Genomic DNA, 18,126 nt, shown 5'->3' on the forward strand with positions numbered 1-18,126 from the left:
TGTGATAACGCCTTCGTGACCAACATCGTGTTGGCCCGAGACCCTGCAGCGAGCAGCGCGAGTGAAGCGGCTCATCGGACGCCCCCAGGAAGCTTCGCTCTGTGCGAAAGCGAAGCGGCAGCGACAACGCGCCCAGCCGGAACGGTAATCAACCACTCGTTTTGCCGAAAGAGCCATACTTTATTTAATATGACACCTTAATTTCATTGACACAATAATTTTTCAACAATATGAAATGCGTAGCAATATGTCATTGCTACACATCGAATGATTTTATAGATTTTTAATTAATTATAATACGTCCCAATATGTCAGGATTTTTTTCAGTTGTTGCTCTGTTTGTTCTAAATTTTCATTGTTGTAAATAACCGCATGAGCACCTTTTTCTTTGACTGACATAGGTAACTGAGAATGCATTCGAGCTAGTGCATCCTCCTTCGATAAGTTGTTACGCTCCATTAATCGACGGAGCTGTACCTCTTCACTAACCGATACCACGATAATACGCTCGACAAAATGCTGTAACTTACTTTCAAATAAAAGCGGAATATCCATCACAACATGCTTTTCTCCGGCCTCTATATACGCATCGCGCTGGCGTAACATTTCCTTGCGAATGGCAGGATGCATAATATCATTTAACATTTTACGCTTTACAGGTTCGTGAAAAATAATATCGCCAAGCTTAGCACGATTTAAACTCCCGTCTTCTAGCAATATATCTTGTGCAAAATTTTCAGCTATTAGCTTTAAAGTCTCCGTTCCTGGTTCAACAACATCACGCGCTACTATATCTGCATCGACAATCGGTAAACCGAGTGCTGTCATCATTTTTACTACTGTACTTTTTCCGCTCGCTATACTTCCTGTTAGTCCGATAATCATAGTTAAATCCCCTTTAATGTTGACAATTTGGGCAAAAGACTGATGTTCGCCCACCTATCGTCATTTGGCTCGTTGCAGTTCCACACGTTGGACACATCTTCTTTCCATACATCTGCAGTCGATTCTGCATACTTCCAGCCTCACCATTTATATTACGGTAATCTGAAATTGTTGAACCTCCTGCTTCAATGCTTTGGCGTAAAATAGCGACAATCGCCTCGAATAATGCACGCTTACGCTTTTCACTGATGCGATTCATTGTGCGGGCCGGATGAATTTTTTGCGCAAATAATGCTTCTGTTGCATAAATATTGCCGCAGCCCGAAATGACCTGCCCATCCATAATTACATCCTTAACGGCCTTTTTCTCATATTTCGGCAACTTTGATTTCGCAATAAAATAATCACATGCTATTTCATCGAATGGCTCTGGTGCCATTTTTGTTAATGGTGCATGATCCTCAATTTTTGTTAAAATACGTAGTTCACCAAAACGGCGTATATCTGAATAAATTAAATAGCCACCATCTACCATTTGAAATGTAGCATGAATATGCTTTTTAAATTTCGCCTCTTGGATTTCCTCAGGTGAATTTACCACAAACCAAGCACCCGTCATCCCTAAATGACTAATAAGCACATAAGGGACATCTTCCTTCAGTAAATGAAAAAAGATGTATTTTGCACGTCGTTCGATGGTTGTAATCGTCATTTGAGACAACGATATTTCAAATGCATCAGGCTCAGCTTGCTTCACGATACATTGCTTTCCCTCCCGAAAGGAAAAACGAATAATTTCAGATAGTTGAACTTGTTGAATTGTCCGCCCTTCAATTTTAGGTTTTAATGCCTGGACGACACCTTCAACCTCTGGTAATTCAGGCATTTTAACCTCTCCTTACTTTGCTTCGTACCAAGTTGCACCGTAGTTATAATCTACTTTTAATGGTACTGAAAGCTCGATTGCATTCTCCATAACTTCTGGTACTATTTTTTCAAGCAATGCAATCTCCTCTTTAGGCGCTTCAAATATTAATTCATCATGCACTTGTAAAAGGATTTTTGCCTGCATATTTTCTTTTTTCAAACGAGCATCCATATCAATCATTGCTTTTTTAATAATATCAGCTGCACTTCCCTGAATTGGTGTATTCATGGCAGTACGCTCTGCAAAGCTTCGTAGATTGAAATTCGAGCTCGTAATGTCAGGTAAATATCGACGTCTATTCAAAATCGTTGTCACATAACCATTAAACTTCGCATCTTGAACGATATCATCCATATATTGTTTCACACCTGGGAAACTTGCAAAATACTTCTCGATAAATGTAGCCGCTTCCTTACGAGTAATATCCAAGTTTTGTGATAAGCCATAATCACTAATCCCATAGACAATACCAAAGTTCACCGCTTTTGCAGCGCGACGCATATTACTATCGACCTCTTCTGCTGAAACATGGAAGACATCCATTGCTGTACGTGTATGAACATCCATACCTTCACGGAAAGCTTCAACTAAATTTTCATCGTTCGACATATGGGCTAATACACGCAATTCGATTTGCGAATAATCGGCAGAAAATAATATCCAATCTTCTTTCGATGGCACAAATGCCTGACGAATTTTTCGTCCTTCTTCTAAACGAATCGGGATGTTCTGCAAATTCGGATCCGTTGAGCTTAAACGTCCAGTAGCTGTTAATGCTTGCTGGAATCGAGTATGCACCTTTCCATCCTCTGTATGGATTTCCTTTAGTAAGCCCTCGATATAAGTTGACTGTAATTTTCCAAGCTGACGATACAAAAGAATATGCTCAATAATAGCATGCTCTGGTTTTAATTTTTCCAAGACATCTGCTGCAGTGGAATAGCCTGTTTTCGTCTTTTTAATAACAGGAAGGCCAAGTTTATCAAAAAGAATAACACCTAATTGCTTTGGTGAATTAATATTGAAGGTTTCTCCTGCTTCAGCATAAATTGCTTGTTCGATAACAATTAGCTTGTCATTTAATTCCTGACCCATTTTCTCTAATGTGGCACGATTGACCGTGATACCCTCACTTTCCATTTCCCCTAAAATAGAGGCAAGCGGAAGTTCTAAGTTTTTATAGAGTTCGAACTGTTCATTTTCCTTTAACAATGCCTCAAGCTTTGGCTGTAAAGACCACACAGCAAAGGCTTTGCGGCTGGCATGCTCAGCAAGTGCATCAATGGCTGGTATAGCTCGTTTCGCCCCTTTACCATAAACGGTCTCATTTGCTTGCACATTACGATAGCCCAGTTCTTTCGCAAGAGTTGCCACATCATCTCCACTTAGCGCAGGATTATTAATATAAGACGCAAGTAATAAGTCAAATTCCACACCAGCTAAATGTATTCCCGCACGTTTTAACGCAGCCTGAGATGCTTTTGAATCAGACATGTACTTTACTTTTGTAGCATCTTCTAACCAGAGGCGAAGGACATCGGATTTAGCCGCAAGATCAAACGGCACGTACATTGTTTTCGCTCCATCTGTTAGTGCAAAACCTAGTTGCTGACATGTATGATAATGCTCGTCCTCTAACTCCAAGTGCACTGCCATTACATCTTTTAAATGCTCTTGCTTTATTTCTTGCACAATTTCATAGTCAAAAGGCGCTTGTTCCTCTTCTTGGACAGTAAAATCACTTTTATCTAGTAATGATTTAAAACCAAGCTCTTGCCATACACTAATTAATTCTTCCTCATTCGGACCATTATAAGCAAGATCAGAAAGTGTTATATCAATCGGCGCTTTTGTAAAAATAGTAGCTAGCTTTTTACTCATTAGTGCCTGTTCTTCATTGGCAACTAATTTTTCTTTCATTTTAGAAGCCTTCACCGTATCCATTGCCGCATAAAGCGACTCCACTGAACCATGTTCTTTCAGTAATTTAACTGCCGTTTTTTCACCGACACCTGGTACACCAGGGATATTATCTGAAGAATCCCCCATTAAACCTTTCATATCAATAATTTGCTCGGGCGTTAAGCCGTATTTTTCTGCAATAAAGGCTGGTGTATTTTTTTCAATTTCAGTAATACCTTTTTTCGTAATGTATACTGTTACTTGCTCAGTCGCGAGCTGTGTTAAGTCACGATCTCCCGATACTACGATGACATCCATATCGTGTGATGAAGCTTCTTTGGAAAGTGTTCCAATAATATCGTCCGCTTCGTACAATTCAAGTTCATATCGCTTAATACCATAAGCATCGATAAGCTTACGTATATAAGGGAATTGCTCAGATAATTCTGGTGGAGTCTTTTGTCGACCACCCTTATATTCCGTAAATGTCTCATGACGGAAGGTTGTCTTACCCGCATCAAAGGCAACCAAAATTTTCGTTGGTTGCTCTTCCTCTAATATTCTTTGTAACATTGTTGTAAAGCCGTACACTGCATTCGTATGAATTCCACTATCATTCGTCAATAATGGCAACGCAAAAAAAGCGCGATATGCTAAACTATTGCCGTCCAATAATAGCAATTTTTCCTTTGTCATGATTTTATCCTCCTGCGTTTTCGTCTTCTTAATTGTAAAACGAAAACGTATGTTTGAAAATGCCTCTTCCTTTTACTTTATCGAGAAAACGTTTATTTTACCAATCATAACGTTGAAAATCGCCAAATTTTCTACATCAATAGATTAGCTTACGTTCGACAATAAAAAAAAAGCCAATCACTCATTGTAATTGACTTCTCCGATGTTACTCACTGACTTTATTTGTTTTTTCTTTACGATAAAAAATTTCTTCATATATAACAGTCAAAATAAAGGCATTCATAAAGGCAAACACTAAAAACATCGGCATACCGCCAAGCTGTGGATGTGTAAGCTCTGTATCGAACACCATTACAGTGCTGATTTGCGCTAAGAAGATAATAAAGCCAATCCCTACTTGCCATATAGGACGTTTAACCTTGCGTTTCTCGTACAAAAATATTCTTTTAAATATCTTGCGTACATCCTCAGCAATGACTAAACCTAATAAAAACAAAATGACAAAAAATACTGGTATATGATAAACACTTTTTGTGATCCATGCAAAATCTGATAGACGGAAGAAAAGTGTAAATAACGATGCAATACTACAGGCTATCCCTAAATTTTGGAGCCACTTGCTAATTTGCAACTTCACAACTATTACCCCCATTTTTTATTTTTCAACATTATCATTCTATCAGATTATATTCATCTACGAAACACAAAATTATAAATTTTTATCATTTTCATGTAATAACATCTATAATTGAAAGATATTTATAAATAATATGATTAGAAACTCCTAAAATTATATGAAGACTCCTCACCATAACGTGGAGTTGGTTTCCGTTCCGACTGGGCGCTTTCCTGGGGGCGTCCGATGAGCCGCTTCACTCGCGTTGCTCGCTCCAGGGTCTCGGGCCAACAGGATGTTGGTCACGAAGGCGTTATCACAGGATGTGATGGTTTTAGCCTTCGTTCCTCTATTGCTGATCCCCGAGGAGTCGCCAAGTCTCCACTCCAATCAACTTATTTAAATTTTGCCTACATTAAACAATACTTTCACAGATTGTATAAAAATACCATATAAAACTTCTTGTCAGTTTCATGAATAGTGTAAAAAAGCCGTCTCAAAAAAATTGAGACGACTTCATATACTTATCCCTGCAAGAATAATAGTATTATTTTATATAGCCAGATAATATTTTTGCATATGGTGAAGTAGATGGCAAAATAATGACCGTATCTTCACCTACAGTTTTCTTATATGATTCTAATGTACGGTACAACGAATAGAATTCAGGATCTTGTGAGAACGATTTATTGTAAATCTTAGCTGCTTCTGCTTCACCTTCCGCTTGAATCAATGCTGCATCCTTTTTTGCTGTTGCGAGCATTTCTTGCACTTTCTTATCCGTTTGAGCTTCAATACGGCGTTTCTGAGCGTCACCCTCTGATAGGTATATTTGCGCCTTTGATTCACGATCCGAAATCATACTAGTAAACACAGCTTGCTCATTATCAGTAGGCAAGTCGATACGACGAATACGAACATCTACTACTTCTATTCCATACTTATCATTTGAGAGTAGCTCATTGACACGCGCAGTTACCTGATCATTGATACTCCCACGTGAAGAGTTTTCATCATTAATAACTTCCGTATATTCTATTCGACCAAGCTCTGATCGAATAACGGAATAGATAAACTCCTCCATACGTGTTTCAACTTTTTCTATTGTTCCTGCGTTGGAAATTAATTGCTTTGGATCTGTAATACGCCAAACTGCATAATTATCAATAATTATTCGTTTTTTATCTTTTGTATTAATTTCCTCTTCAGACATTTCATAAGTCATCTGATTTTTTGGTAGCTTTGTGACGCTTTGAATAAATGGAACCTTTATTTTCAGGCCAGGCTCACTCTGAAATTTCACTACTTCCCCAAACTGCCTAACAACTGCGTATTCGGATTCTTTAACAATATAAACATTCGCAAATACTATAATAGCCATGGCGAAAACGGCAGTTAAAGTGACAGCAAGAGAAATATATTTTTTGGGATTCATCGGGCTTTTTTTCGACATTTTAATTACATTATCCCCTGTATCCCCTTCTTTCGAAGCAGTATTTTTGGATTTACCCGATAAAAAATTCAGGAATTTTTCAAGATCCTTATTTTTTTGATCCATTAGTTACCGCTCCCTTCTTTTTTCTCTTTTGGTGTTTCCTGTGTCGTAGTTGTTTCCTGTGTTGCAGGTGTCTCCTGTTTTGCAGGTTGCAACGCTTGAAGAGGCAAGTATTTCATTGTATTCCCATCATCATTCATAAAATAAATTTGTGCTTTTGGTAATACATTTTCAAGTGTTTCCAAAATTAAACGTTCGCGTGTAATCTGTTGATTGCCCTTATACTGCTCATACATTTTATTAAAGACAGCTACATCCCCTTGAGCCTGCTCAATACGCGCTGTTTTTTCACCTTGAGCCTTCGAGATAATTGCATCCTTTTCACCTTTCGCCTCACTCATTCGCTGATTCTCATATTTTTCTGCTTGATTTATTTTTGTATTCTTCATTTCACGTGCATCTGTAACAGCTGTAAAGGCTGCTCGCACATCTGCATTCGGTAATTCCACATCCTGTAGTTTTACCCCTAAAACACTTATACCTATATCGTATTTTTCAATAAGAGAAACGAGTAAATCTCGTGATTTTGCTTCTATGTCTGCTTTTCCTTCAGTTAACGCAGCGTCGATTTTGGAACTTCCGATAATGGAGCGAATCGCACTCGACGTAGCGCTATGTAATATTTTTTCTGGATCTTGTGAGCTGAATAAATACTTGTTCGGTTCTGTAATCTTCCATTGAACTACAAGGTCTGTTAAAACAATATGCTCATCCCCTGTAATCATTTTTGTTTCGGCATCATAATCTTCCAATTCCCCTTCTTTATTTTGCTTATAGCCGAACTGCAAACTAAATGTTTCCTTCGATAAAACCTCAACCGATTGTACAGGCCAAGGTAACTTAAAATGTAAACCCGGTTCTGTTACTGTATCATCAGCACGACCGAACGTAATGACAACTGCTTGTTCTGATTCATCTACCGTGTACCACGATGTAAATACAGCAACAAGTGCAACAATAGCAAAAATCCCAAGTCCCACCATCATTAGTGACCTTTTCACACTCATGTCTAATCCTCCCTTAAGCTTAGTACTATTGTATACGGGACACTTACCGAAAAGTTTCAAAATATTTTAATAAACTAACACTTTATTTTAGGCAGTTTGACATAAGGAACACCGTGAAGCTCACCAAACGTTTATGAACTGGTCCTCCATCTTAAATCCAAAAAAATATCCTGTTACCAATTAAGGCAACAGGATATTGACAACTAGATGTTCAAATGCTGGGAAAAAGGTTGTTGATAAAACAATGCTAATTAATGCAGCTACAATCATAGCAAGACTCGCAAAAGTACCTTCAAGCTCACCAAGTTCAAATGCTTTAGAGGTACCTGTGCCATGCGCTCCCATTCCTAACATTAGTCCTCTAGAGGATGGTCGATGGAAACGACATACTTTAATCACTAACGGTGCTATGAGACTCCCTAAAATACCAGTTACCATAACGAAAACAGCAGTAAGCGTAGGAGAGCCACCAATCATATTGGAAATGTCCATTGCTATTGGTGTCGTAACTGAACGTGGAACTAAGCTATGCACAAGCTCATTATTTAATCCAATTACTACGGCAATGATAAATGAAGATGTAATGGCAACGGCTGAGCCAACTGCAATACTTAGAAAAATTTCAAAAGCATGTTTCTTTAATAGATTAAAATTTTTATAAATTGGTACCGCAAACGCAACTGTTGCTGGTCCAAGTAAATTTGATAAAATACCGGCTCCTGCAGTATAGGATTTATAAGATGTACCCGTTAGTAACAAAATAATAATGACCACTAACGGTGTCATCAGTATAGGTGTTAACCATTCCTTCTGATACTTTTTATAAAACATTTTACTACTATAAAAAACTGCCATAGTACCTAGTAAACTTACTATAGCTATTAAAAAGCTCATGCAGTATCACCTTTCTTTCGTTGCCCTAGCAATTGTGCTGTGAAACCTGTTGCAAACATGACAACTATGGCACTCAATACAATAACAAGAACAGCTTTCACACCTTGCACACCGAATAATGCAGTATAATCGATTACTCCGATTGCAGATGGAATGAAAAATAGTAATAGTTCACTAAGTAATAAAGCTGCACCTAGCTCAATCCATTCAAGCTTAATAATATGAAACTGCAAAAGTAAAAACAATAAGACTAGTCCAATTATGCTCCCTGGAATCGGCAAGTGAAGTAGGCGTGCAATGCTATTTCCAACAAATAAAATTACATAAAGATAGCCGATTTGCACGATACTATTGACGATTTTCATGGTCATCCTTCTCTCTTTTTTATCCAGCTTTATCGGTCAGAATATAGATCTCTTCTAAATAAGTACTGACCATATAAGCCTGATTTGTTCATCTAACTAGTATCACTACTTATCAGTTGAACATTATGCTACTATACTTTACACCTATTTGCGTTTCGTGTAAAACAGAAAAAGAATCTATTACCCAAAAGTTTGGTAATAGATTCTTCCTATTGGCGATAACTAATCAATACAATTAAAAAATCTTCTTATTATATATAAAGATTTTGTAGGCTATTTTAAAGTCTTAACAATTATATAGGGGGTTTCTACTAACAAGTATACGACCTCATTGTGAATTTAAAATTGTGCTATTGTAAAGAATTCGTTAATTTTTCGGAATCATGACAATCATTTTTGTCCCTACACCAACTTCACTTTCTACCTGAATGCGACCATGATGCGCCTCTACTAAATGCTTCACAATAGCAAGCCCTAAACCTGTTCCCCCAGAATTCCTACTTCGCGCACGATCCACACGGTAAAAGCGCTCAAAGACACGAGCAATTTCATGCTTTTCAATCCCTATACCTTGGTCTTCTATTTCAAGAATGCCGTGCGTTTCATTTTCCTTTAATCGAATTGTAACGGTTGTATTTTCTGGAGAGTACGTAATGGCATTGGTAATTAAATTAGTGACAATTTGAATAATACGATTGGCGTCACCCATAACTTGAACATCACGTTCTATATCAACATAAAAGCTCATATTTTTCTCATCTAGACGAGGTCCTGTCAGCTCTGCCCCACGTATAAGGACATCTTGCAAGCCCATCGGCATAATATTAACGGTAAAACCATGCTGTTCAATTTTCGATAACTCTAATAAATCCTGGATAAGCATCTGCAGACGGTTACTTTCTTTATAAATGATCTCTAAAAAAGATAGGAGCATTTTTTCATCCTTATACGCACCATCCAGTAATGTTTCAGAAAAGCCTTTAATAGATGTAATAGGTGTACGCAATTCATGGGATACGTTTGCTACAAAGTCCTTACGAATTTGCTCTAAACGAACAAGCTCTGTAATATCATGCATAACGATAACGACACCAAGCCATCGACCATGATCTCCTATAACAGGCGCTCCGTACACTTCCTTATTATATAGCTCCTGTTGGACCTCCATTTTAATTTGTTGTCGATAAGGCATTTCTGTTAGAAACACATGGTCGATAAATTGCTCTAATGATTTAGGTAAGCCTATTGTACGAAAAACTTTACCCTGCACATCGTCAATTTGCATACCGAAACGCTCTAAAAATACACGGTTCACGATAGATATATTTCCCTCACGTCCAATCATCATGAGGGAGCTTCCCATGTTTTCAATTAACGTTTTAAGCCTTTCCTCTTCTACCTCGCGAATCGTCGTTATATCCTGTAAATTACGCGCTAAAATATTGATGGAGTGACTAAGCGGCATCATGCGTGCATGCTCATTTTCATGGGCACGAGCACGGTAATTTCCCTTCGCCAGCTCAAGTGCTGTATCTGTCACGTTATCAATAGGTGCAGTGAAATTTCGAATCATATAGCGACTTACAATAGCCATTAACATAAGCGCTATGATAAATAGAATCGCTAGCACTACATAAAGTCGTGCATGAACAGTCGATAATAGAGAATCTTTAGCCTCAATGTTTTGCGCAGCATATAGCGCCTCTTTATCTTCCTTAGATAGTTCAATCTTTCGTTCATCTAATACTTGGTTAATGGATTCTTGCATCTCTACACTAGCCTGCTCGTTGTACTGTTCTATATAAACAGGAAAAAGCTGACCTATTACAATCATTAGGACAGCTAGTATCGTTCCAAGCAATAGCATGAATGTCAAGAATAAGCGGTTGCTCATTGATTTCATGTCGTTTTCGGCTCCTCGAATTTATAGCCAAGGCCGCGAATTGTTTTGATGAATATCGGCTTACGGCTATTTTCCTCGATTTTATCGCGAAGGTGGCTTATATGCACATCCACAATTCGAGTATCGCCAGCAAAATCATACTTCCATACAGCACTTAATAGCTGATCACGCGTTAAAACACGGTTTTTATTGTCAAGTAAATAAATAAGTAGCTCAAATTCCTTTGGTGTAAATTCCAGTGCTTCATCGTGTAAAAACACTTCAAAACGCTCTGGAAAGACACGTAATTGTCCAAATTCATACATTTTCTCTTGTGGCCCATTCCTATCTTCAGCCACTACATTTTGTGTAAAACGTCTTAAAACAGCCTTTACCCGCGCTAACACTTCGCGTGGACTAAAGGGCTTCGTCATATAATCATCTGCCCCTAGCTCTAGACCAAGTACTTTATCGAACTCGTCATCCTTTGCTGTTAGCATAATAATAGGTGTATTCATACGTTGTTGACGAATTTGCTTACAAACCTCCATACCATCAAGTCTTGGAAGCATCAAATCTAATAAAATTAAATCTGGCTGTAAGTCAATTGCCTTATCAAGACCCTCTTGACCATCTGCAGCTGTTTCTACAACATATCCAGCCTGCTCTAAATTATATTTCAATAATGTCGCAATAGAAAATTCATCTTCAACAACTAAAATCGTTTTTGTCATGTGTAATGCCTCCGTTAGTGATTTGAAACCCCCATTTCAAATCTCAAGACGTCTATAAAGTAAGTGGTGGTGTCACCAGTAAAGTACCTTCAATGACAAGCTGCTTTTGCTCATTATATGAGTGTACAGATACAGTAATCGTATTTTGTAATTTATTTACTTCTGTTACCTCTAAAAGAGTATCAAATAATTCATAATGATAGAGCGGTCCTAAATATTTTATATGTTGCTCAATAATTCGTGCACCTGGTCCAGGAATATACTTTGACACAGCTGAAGTAATAATGCCATTTAACATGATTGTTGGTACGATTGGCTTTTGAAAAGGTGTCATTGCAGCATAATCATGTTGTATATAAAGTGGATTATTATCATTCGTAAGACCTAAATAAAGCAATAAATCCTTATCTTCTATCTTTTCGGTTATATGAATCTTCTCGCCAACTGTAATTTCATCAATAGTGAGACCAAGCTTACTGTTTTTTTGAAGCAATAATACGCCAACCCCTTTTCTATCATATACCTTCATAGTATCAATTTTATTCCAAAAGTACAACGAAAAGCAGAATAACCATTTTATCTTCATTTAGCAAAATGGGTTCATCTGTGCGACAGCTACCATTACTTCAAGGCGAAATTGATTAAAGTTTAGTACCATAACGTGGGGGTGATTTCCGTTTCAGGCTACTCGCTTTCCACTACAATCAGCGATAGCTTAGAATTTCTTATAAATTTATGTATTTCAACGCTATAAATGTTCGCATCGAAATGTACATTTTTGTTTGTCTTAGTATGTACACTTTCTCTCAAATATTCATAAGTATGAATATTTGAAAGCGCCCAGTCGGAACGGAAATCAACCACTCGCTTTGCCAAAGAGTCATACTTTAATTAATATGACACTTTAATTTCATTGACATAATAGTTTTTCAACAACATAAAATCGAGTAGGAATGAATCCTACTCGATTTCATAAACTTTTATTAAGCTAAAACTTTCATAACATCGCGGACTGCTTCTGCCGATTTATCTAAAGCTGCTTTTTCATTGTCTGTTAATTCAAGTTCAAAGATTTTTTCTACACCGTTTGCACCTAATAATGTCGGAACACCTAGGTATAAATCGTTGTAGCCAAATTCGCCTTCTAAGTATGCAATAGATGGAAGTATACGTTTTTGGTCTTTAATGATAGCTTCCGCCATTTCAATAAGCGCCGCTGAAGGAGCATAATATGCAGAACCATTACCAAGAAGGTTAACGATTTCAGCGCCACCTTTACGTGTACGGTCAACAATCTCTTCAAGACGATCTGCTGGGATTAATGATTCTAATGGAATACCACCAGCGAATGAGTAGCGAGTTAGTGGCACCATTGTATCACCATGCCCACCTAAAACAAAACCTGTGATGTCTTTTACTGAGATATTAAGTTCTTCGGCTACAAATGCACAGAAACGAGCCGTATCGAGTACACCTGATTGACCTATTACACGATTTTTTGGGAAACCAGTTTCTTTGAATACTGTGTAAGTCATTGCATCAACTGGGTTTGTAAGTACGAGGATTGTTGCATTTGGTGAGTACTTAGCAATTTCCTTGGAAACAGCTTTCATCACATCTTGGTTAATTTGAACAAGATCGTCACGGCTCATACCTGGTTTACGAGCAACACCAGCAGTGATAATTACTACATCAGAATCGGCAGTATCCGCATAATTAGAAGTACCTTTAACATAAGAATCATAGCCTTGCACTGGTGCAGCTTCCCACATATCTAGAGCTTTACCTTTTGTTGGGTTTTCAGCTTGAGGGATATCCACTAACACTACATCACCAAGTTCTTTTTGAGCTGCTAAAAATGCTGCAGTAGCGCCAGTAAAACCGCTACCGATTACTGAGATTTTTTTTCGTTTCAGAGACATTCGAATACGCTCCTTTAAATTAGGTTATTTAATCAATTATGCCTCGGCATAATTGCGTCAGGAATCGGCTTTAGGCCTGCGTGAGGGCCGACACGATGTCGGTCATTTCGGTAATGCCACAGGACGTGGCGTTTTTACCGATGCAGGTCAGTTAGCCGTTATCGCATGGATGCGATGCTTTTAGGCTAACATCCTATGTGAACTCCATTCCGATTCCGTGACATCCGCCAGAGGCTTCTTTCAGCGGGCGCTGAAAGAAATTAAAAGAGGGAGGAGAATAAATTCTCCTCCCTCGATTAAACAAGTTCATCGTAAATATTTTATTAAGCTAAGTTCAATAGAAATTTACATTTCACCCTAATTATATCGGCAGAATATACTTCCGCTTTAACAATAATTTCTATTTAAAATAGAAAATTAAAGGTTTTTGATTAATTCAGTAGCGAATTCTGAACATTTTACTTCTGTAGCGCCGTCCATTAAACGAGCGAAGTCGTAAGTTACAACTTTAGAAGAAATTGTTTTCTCTACAGATTTAGTAACCATGTCAGCTGCTTCTTGCCATCCTAAGTGTTCAAGCATTAATACACCTGAAAGTAATACTGAAGATGGGTTTACTTTATCTTGACCAGCATATTTTGGAGCTGTACCGTGAGTAGCTTCGAAGATCGCGTGTCCAGTTACATAGTTAATGTTTGCGCCTGGAGCGATACCGATACCACCAACTTGAGCAGCTAATGCGTCAGAAATATAGTCACCGTTTAAGTTCATTGTAGCAACTACGTCGAACTCATTTGGACGAGTTAAGATTTGTTGTAAGAAGATATCAGCGATAGAATCTTTAACTAAGATTTTACCAGCTGCTAAAGCGTCAGCTTGTGCTTTGTTCGCTGCTTCTTCACCTTGTTCAGCTTTAATAGCATCATATTGGTTCCAAGTGAAAGTTTGATCAGCAAATTCTTTTTCAGCTAATTCATAACCCCATTTTTTGAATCCACCTTCAGTGAATTTCATGATGTTACCTTTGTGTACTAAAGTAACAGATGGGCGTTTATGAGTAATAGCGTATTCGATAGCAGAACGTACTAAACGCTCAGTACCTTCTTTAGATACAGGTTTTACACCGATACCAGAAGTTTCTGGGAAGCGGATTTGGTTAACACCAAATTCAGTTTGTAGGAAGTTGATGATTTTTTGTGCTTGTTCAGAGCCAGATTCGAATTCAATACCAGCATAGATGTCTTCTGTGTTTTCGCGGAAGATAACCATTTCAACGTCTTCTGGACGTTTAACTGGAGAAGGTACTCCATCAAAGTGACGTACTGGACGTAAGCATACATATAGGTCAAGTTGTTGACGTAATGCTACGTTTAGAGAGCGGATACCACCACCGATTGGAGTAGTAAGAGGACCTTTGATTGCGATTAGGTATTCGTTAATTTTGTCTAAAGTTTCTTGTGGTAACCATTCACCAGTTTGGTTGAATGCTTTTTCACCAGCTAAAACTTCTAACCATTCGATTTTCTTTTCACCGTTGTAAGCTTTTTCTACTGCTGCGTCGATTACGCGTGATGCTGCAGCCCAAATATCAGGACCGATTCCGTCACCTTCGATGAAAGGAATCACTGGATTGTTTGGTACATTAAGTACGCCATTTTCAACTACAATTTTGTTTGACATGGATGTTGCCTCCTAAATTCATAATCATAGGACTGTGTTATAGGTAACACAGTCCCAAATATTCTAGCATATTTTCCAAATTAGCGCTCGCTGATTGGAACATATTTTTGCATACCTGGTCCAACATACTCTGCACGTGGACGGATAAGGCGGTTGTTAGCATATTGCTCTAAAATATGAGCTACCCAACCAGAAGTACGTGATACTGCGAAAATTGGTGTGAATAGGTCATGATCAATACCTAAAGAATCATACACTGACGCAGAGAAGAAGTCTACGTTTGCAGGTAATTTCTTTTGTTCTACGATCATGTCATGGATTTTAACTGACATTTCATAAAGCTCTGGTTTACCAGTTAGCTCAGTTAATTTTTGTGACATTACACGTAAGTGTGGTGCACGTGGGTCGCCTTTGCGGTATACGCGGTGACCGAAGCCCATGATTTTTTCTTTGTTGTCTAATTTATTTTGAATATAAGATTCAACGTTTTCAAGTGAGCCGATTTCAGATAACATTTTCATAACTTGCTCATTTGCACCACCATGAAGTGGTCCTTTTAATGCACCGATAGCTGCAGTTACACCAGAATAAACATCTGATAATGTAGCTACACATACACGTGCAGTGAATGTAGATGCATTTAATTCGTGGTCAGCATGTAATACTAACGCTTTGTCGAATGCTTCAATTTCGATTGCTGCTGGCTTTTCACCTTTAAGCATGTATAAGAAGTTTGCAGCATATCCTAATTCTGGTTTTGGAGCAACTGGCTCTAAACCTTTACGAACACGTGCAAATGCAGTTACTACTGTAGCAATTTTAGCTTGTAAACGGATAGCTTTACGATAGTTAGCTTCTGTATCCATAACATCCGCTTCTTCATCGAATACACCAAGTAAAGATACTGCAGTACGTAGTGCAGCCATTGGATGTACAGTTGAAAGTGGGTATGTTTTGAATTGGTCTACAATTGCTTGCGGAATAGACATGTTGTCTGCCAATTGTTGTTTTAATTCAGCTAGCTCGTCTTCTTTTGGTAAACGAGTATGCCACAATAAATAAATTACCTCTTCGAATGACGCGTTCTCTGCTAAATCATCAATGTTGTAACCAACATATGTAAGTGTGTCATCGATAATTGAACTGATTTTAGATTCCGCTGCTACGATACCTTCTAAACCTTTAGTTGCTGACATAAATTATCGCTCCCTCATATTTATATTTTTTAGTTGTAAATGCATTTATTAGGTCGCATTTACGTTTTTTGCTCATATGAACCATTAAGTAAATCGCTTACAATTGCTATTATAATCATTTTTGACAGCTTTGTGAATGAAAAACCTCCGAATAAAGAAAAAGGCGCACGAGCGATTATATATACGTCTGAAAGAGATTCTTTTTCGCGTTTTGACATTAATTTATCAATTGAAACGGGGTGAATTTGTAAAAATGAGGAATATTAAATACTTTTCATACGAAAGAACTATAAGTGTTTTGTTTTTTATATTTTACTTGGTAATATTGTGGTTCGTATTACCCGTATCTCTCGCGATTTTTTTGTCTTTTTCTACGTATCCTATCATAAAATTTCTTAATTCTTATTGTAGGATTGCCTATTGGCTTGCAGCAATTATCGTGGAAGCACTTATTCTAACTTGCATTCTCCTTCTCGTTATCATTTCTATAAACAGCATTATTCTTGTCTTCCCTGAAATCCGAGAAACACTACAAAATTTTCCACTTTTCAACGAATATGAATCAATGTTTATCCAAGTTTTAAAGGAAAAATCGCTTTCTATTTTCGATTCAATCTTTTTATACATGGCTAATATTTTCCAACTATTCATGAAACATGTAATTGAAGTATTTATATTCCTTGTCGCCTACTATTTCGCCCTATTGGAAACTCGCAAATCCCGGTATTGGTTTTTTCAATATGTGCCTAAAAAATTTCGCAATGAGTGGCAGTCGCATTTTTCCAAAATTATGCAGCTATTTCATTACTTTTTGTATGTGGAGTTTCAGCTGTTCACGATTACACTGCTCATTCTTTGTGCGGGATTCATGATTCTCCAATTTGAACAAGCCATCATCAAAGCTTTTATAGTGGCATTTGCAGATGTACTTCCATTCTTTGGGATTGGAGTGTTTCTTGTACCCATGAGCATTTATTTTTACTTAAAAGGCAATACCTTTTTATGTGTTGCTATTTTACTTTTGTATCTCTTCGTTCAATTAACAAGGCAGCTAGCTGATTCCATGCTTTGGTCAAACACATTACAATTACGGACTTTCCACACCTTTTTCATCAGTGCTGCCTCTATTTTATTATTTGGTTTTTACGGAATTTTACTTAGCCCCATCTTTTTATTTTTGGCTGTTAAACTAAAGGAAAATTCTATTTTTGAACGATGATAAATTGACCTTTTTTCATTTTTTTCCGCATCCAATAATAAAAGATTGGTTGGAACATTTTACGAGAAAAAGGCAGTAGCAATAATAAACCAACAAGATCTGTTATAAAACCTGGTAATGCTAGAAGTACACCACCACTGAAATTTAATACAGTATCAACTAATGCTGACCCTGGAGCTTCTCCCCGTGCTATCGTATTTTTTACCTTTTGTACAGAATTCATACCTTTATTTTTCACTATATAAATACCTATAATACTCGTAGCGACTATAAGTAATAATGTATTTAGAACACCAATACTTTGTCCAATTACTATTAATAACGCCAATTCGGCTAATGCATAGACAATGAAACCAAGAAAAACTTTTCTCATATTTTTCTCCTTTCTAGCTAAAAACGCTATACCTTTTATACGTTATTATAGCCCATAAAGTTTCATTAAAAAATAATGGACCACATTAAAGAGAAGACGACGTTATTCTTTCTATAGTAAATTCTCTTTCCACGAGGGACCGATTAACTAGGCAAAATTAGCTCATCACCATAACTTGGGGTTGATTTCCGTTCCGACTGGGCGCTTTCCTGGGGGCGTCGGGGCAACAGGATGTTGGTCACGAAGGCGTTATCACAGGACGTGATGCTTTT

The 18,126-nt window shown here is 37.6% G+C and carries 16 protein-coding genes; 1 reads left to right on the forward strand and 15 read right to left on the reverse strand.

Features of this window, described 5'->3' with window-relative positions; translation table 11 throughout:
* Positions 1-291: 291 nt before the first annotated feature.
* From coaE to citZ, 14 genes are all read right to left on the reverse strand, one after another.
* Complete coding sequence (gene coaE, locus ACQKN2_RS23410; RefSeq protein WP_427417064.1) at positions 292-885, reverse strand: dephospho-CoA kinase; 594 nt, start codon at positions 883-885, stop codon at positions 292-294.
* Positions 886-898: 13 nt separating this feature from the next.
* The gene (gene mutM / locus ACQKN2_RS23415) at positions 899-1,771 is read right to left on the reverse strand and encodes a bifunctional DNA-formamidopyrimidine glycosylase/DNA-(apurinic or apyrimidinic site) lyase (protein WP_427417065.1); all 873 of its coding nucleotides are present in this window, start codon (positions 1,769-1,771) and stop codon (positions 899-901) included.
* Positions 1,772-1,783: 12 nt separating this feature from the next.
* Complete coding sequence (gene polA, locus ACQKN2_RS23420; RefSeq protein ID WP_427417066.1) at positions 1,784-4,411, reverse strand: DNA polymerase I; 2,628 nt, start codon at positions 4,409-4,411, stop codon at positions 1,784-1,786.
* Between the two features lie 205 nt (positions 4,412-4,616).
* Positions 4,617-5,048, reverse strand: a complete 432-nt coding sequence (locus ACQKN2_RS23425) for a DNA polymerase I (RefSeq protein ID WP_427417067.1) — start codon at positions 5,046-5,048, stop codon at positions 4,617-4,619.
* 526 nt (positions 5,049-5,574) lie between these two features.
* Positions 5,575-6,585 (reverse strand): protease modulator HflC, encoded by a 1,011-nt coding sequence (gene hflC, locus ACQKN2_RS23430; protein ID WP_427417068.1) that lies wholly within the window; start codon positions 6,583-6,585, stop codon positions 5,575-5,577.
* Complete coding sequence (hflK, locus tag ACQKN2_RS23435; protein ID WP_427417069.1) at positions 6,585-7,589, reverse strand: FtsH protease activity modulator HflK; 1,005 nt, start codon at positions 7,587-7,589, stop codon at positions 6,585-6,587. Before hflK ends, hflC begins: the two co-directional genes overlap by 1 nt.
* Before the next feature lie 180 nt (positions 7,590-7,769).
* Positions 7,770-8,483 (reverse strand): LrgB family protein, encoded by a 714-nt coding sequence (locus tag ACQKN2_RS23440; RefSeq protein WP_427417070.1) that lies wholly within the window; start codon positions 8,481-8,483, stop codon positions 7,770-7,772.
* Positions 8,480-8,848, reverse strand: coding sequence for a CidA/LrgA family holin-like protein (locus ACQKN2_RS23445; RefSeq protein ID WP_427417071.1), 369 nt, complete (start codon positions 8,846-8,848; stop codon positions 8,480-8,482). Before ACQKN2_RS23445 ends, ACQKN2_RS23440 begins: the two co-directional genes overlap by 4 nt.
* Before the next feature lie 367 nt (positions 8,849-9,215).
* Entirely contained in the window at positions 9,216-10,751 is a 1,536-nt protein-coding gene (gene pnpS / locus ACQKN2_RS23450) for a two-component system histidine kinase PnpS (RefSeq protein ID WP_427417072.1), read from the reverse strand.
* Positions 10,748-11,464: a response regulator transcription factor gene (locus ACQKN2_RS23455; RefSeq protein ID WP_427417073.1), complete on the reverse strand. Its 717-nt coding sequence runs from the start codon at positions 11,462-11,464 to the stop codon at positions 10,748-10,750. The genes pnpS and ACQKN2_RS23455 overlap by 4 nt, the downstream gene beginning before the upstream one ends.
* A 52-nt stretch (positions 11,465-11,516) precedes the next feature.
* Positions 11,517-11,957: a MaoC/PaaZ C-terminal domain-containing protein gene (locus tag ACQKN2_RS23460; RefSeq protein WP_323649193.1), complete on the reverse strand. Its 441-nt coding sequence runs from the start codon at positions 11,955-11,957 to the stop codon at positions 11,517-11,519.
* Between the two features lie 490 nt (positions 11,958-12,447).
* Positions 12,448-13,386, reverse strand: a complete 939-nt coding sequence (gene mdh / locus ACQKN2_RS23465; RefSeq protein ID WP_427417074.1) for a malate dehydrogenase — start codon at positions 13,384-13,386, stop codon at positions 12,448-12,450.
* Positions 13,387-13,803: 417 nt separating this feature from the next.
* Entirely contained in the window at positions 13,804-15,066 is a 1,263-nt protein-coding gene (icd, locus tag ACQKN2_RS23470; RefSeq protein WP_427417075.1) for an NADP-dependent isocitrate dehydrogenase, read from the reverse strand.
* An 80-nt stretch (positions 15,067-15,146) separates the two neighbouring features.
* Entirely contained in the window at positions 15,147-16,262 is a 1,116-nt protein-coding gene (citZ, locus tag ACQKN2_RS23475) for a citrate synthase (protein ID WP_427417076.1), read from the reverse strand.
* Positions 16,263-16,515: 253 nt separating this feature from the next.
* Here citZ and ACQKN2_RS23480 point away from each other — a divergent pair, with 253 nt between their 5' ends.
* A complete protein-coding gene (locus ACQKN2_RS23480; protein WP_323649093.1) occupies positions 16,516-17,481 on the forward strand; it encodes an AI-2E family transporter in 966 nt (321 codons plus the stop codon).
* On the opposite strand, the gene ACQKN2_RS23485 is transcribed toward ACQKN2_RS23480, so the two are convergent.
* The gene (locus tag ACQKN2_RS23485; RefSeq protein WP_427417077.1) at positions 17,465-17,854 is read right to left on the reverse strand and encodes an FxsA family protein; all 390 of its coding nucleotides are present in this window, start codon (positions 17,852-17,854) and stop codon (positions 17,465-17,467) included. The genes ACQKN2_RS23480 and ACQKN2_RS23485 overlap by 17 nt on opposite strands.
* Positions 17,855-18,126 lie beyond the last annotated feature (272 nt).

It is taken from the genome of Lysinibacillus sp. NPDC093688, from assembly GCF_050280145.1.
In the GTDB taxonomy this organism is placed as follows: domain Bacteria; phylum Bacillota; class Bacilli; order Bacillales_A; family Planococcaceae; genus Lysinibacillus; species Lysinibacillus xylanilyticus_B.

Excerpts from the sequence above, each read along its gene's own strand:
- ACQKN2_RS23445 (WP_427417071.1), bottom strand. The coding sequence starts at position 8,848 with ATGAAAATCGTCAATAGTATCGTGCAAATCGGCTATCTTTATGTAATT.
- coaE (WP_427417064.1), bottom strand. The coding sequence starts at position 885 with ATGATTATCGGACTAACAGGAAGTATAGCGAGCGGAAAAAGTACAGTA.
- pnpS (WP_427417072.1), bottom strand. The coding sequence starts at position 10,751 with ATGAAATCAATGAGCAACCGCTTATTCTTGACATTCATGCTATTGCTT.
- ACQKN2_RS23480 (WP_323649093.1), top strand. The coding sequence starts at position 16,516 with ATGAGGAATATTAAATACTTTTCATACGAAAGAACTATAAGTGTTTTG.
- ACQKN2_RS23440 (WP_427417070.1), bottom strand. The coding sequence starts at position 8,483 with ATGAGCTTTTTAATAGCTATAGTAAGTTTACTAGGTACTATGGCAGTT.
- citZ (WP_427417076.1), bottom strand. The coding sequence starts at position 16,262 with ATGTCAGCAACTAAAGGTTTAGAAGGTATCGTAGCAGCGGAATCTAAA.
- icd (WP_427417075.1), bottom strand. The coding sequence starts at position 15,066 with ATGTCAAACAAAATTGTAGTTGAAAATGGCGTACTTAATGTACCAAAC.
- mutM (WP_427417065.1), bottom strand. The coding sequence starts at position 1,771 with ATGCCTGAATTACCAGAGGTTGAAGGTGTCGTCCAGGCATTAAAACCT.
- polA (WP_427417066.1), bottom strand. The coding sequence starts at position 4,411 with ATGACAAAGGAAAAATTGCTATTATTGGACGGCAATAGTTTAGCATAT.
- hflC (WP_427417068.1), bottom strand. The coding sequence starts at position 6,585 with ATGGATCAAAAAAATAAGGATCTTGAAAAATTCCTGAATTTTTTATCG.
- hflK (WP_427417069.1), bottom strand. The coding sequence starts at position 7,589 with ATGAGTGTGAAAAGGTCACTAATGATGGTGGGACTTGGGATTTTTGCT.
- ACQKN2_RS23485 (WP_427417077.1), bottom strand. The coding sequence starts at position 17,854 with ATGAGAAAAGTTTTTCTTGGTTTCATTGTCTATGCATTAGCCGAATTG.
- ACQKN2_RS23455 (WP_427417073.1), bottom strand. The coding sequence starts at position 11,464 with ATGACAAAAACGATTTTAGTTGTTGAAGATGAATTTTCTATTGCGACA.
- mdh (WP_427417074.1), bottom strand. The coding sequence starts at position 13,386 with ATGTCTCTGAAACGAAAAAAAATCTCAGTAATCGGTAGCGGTTTTACT.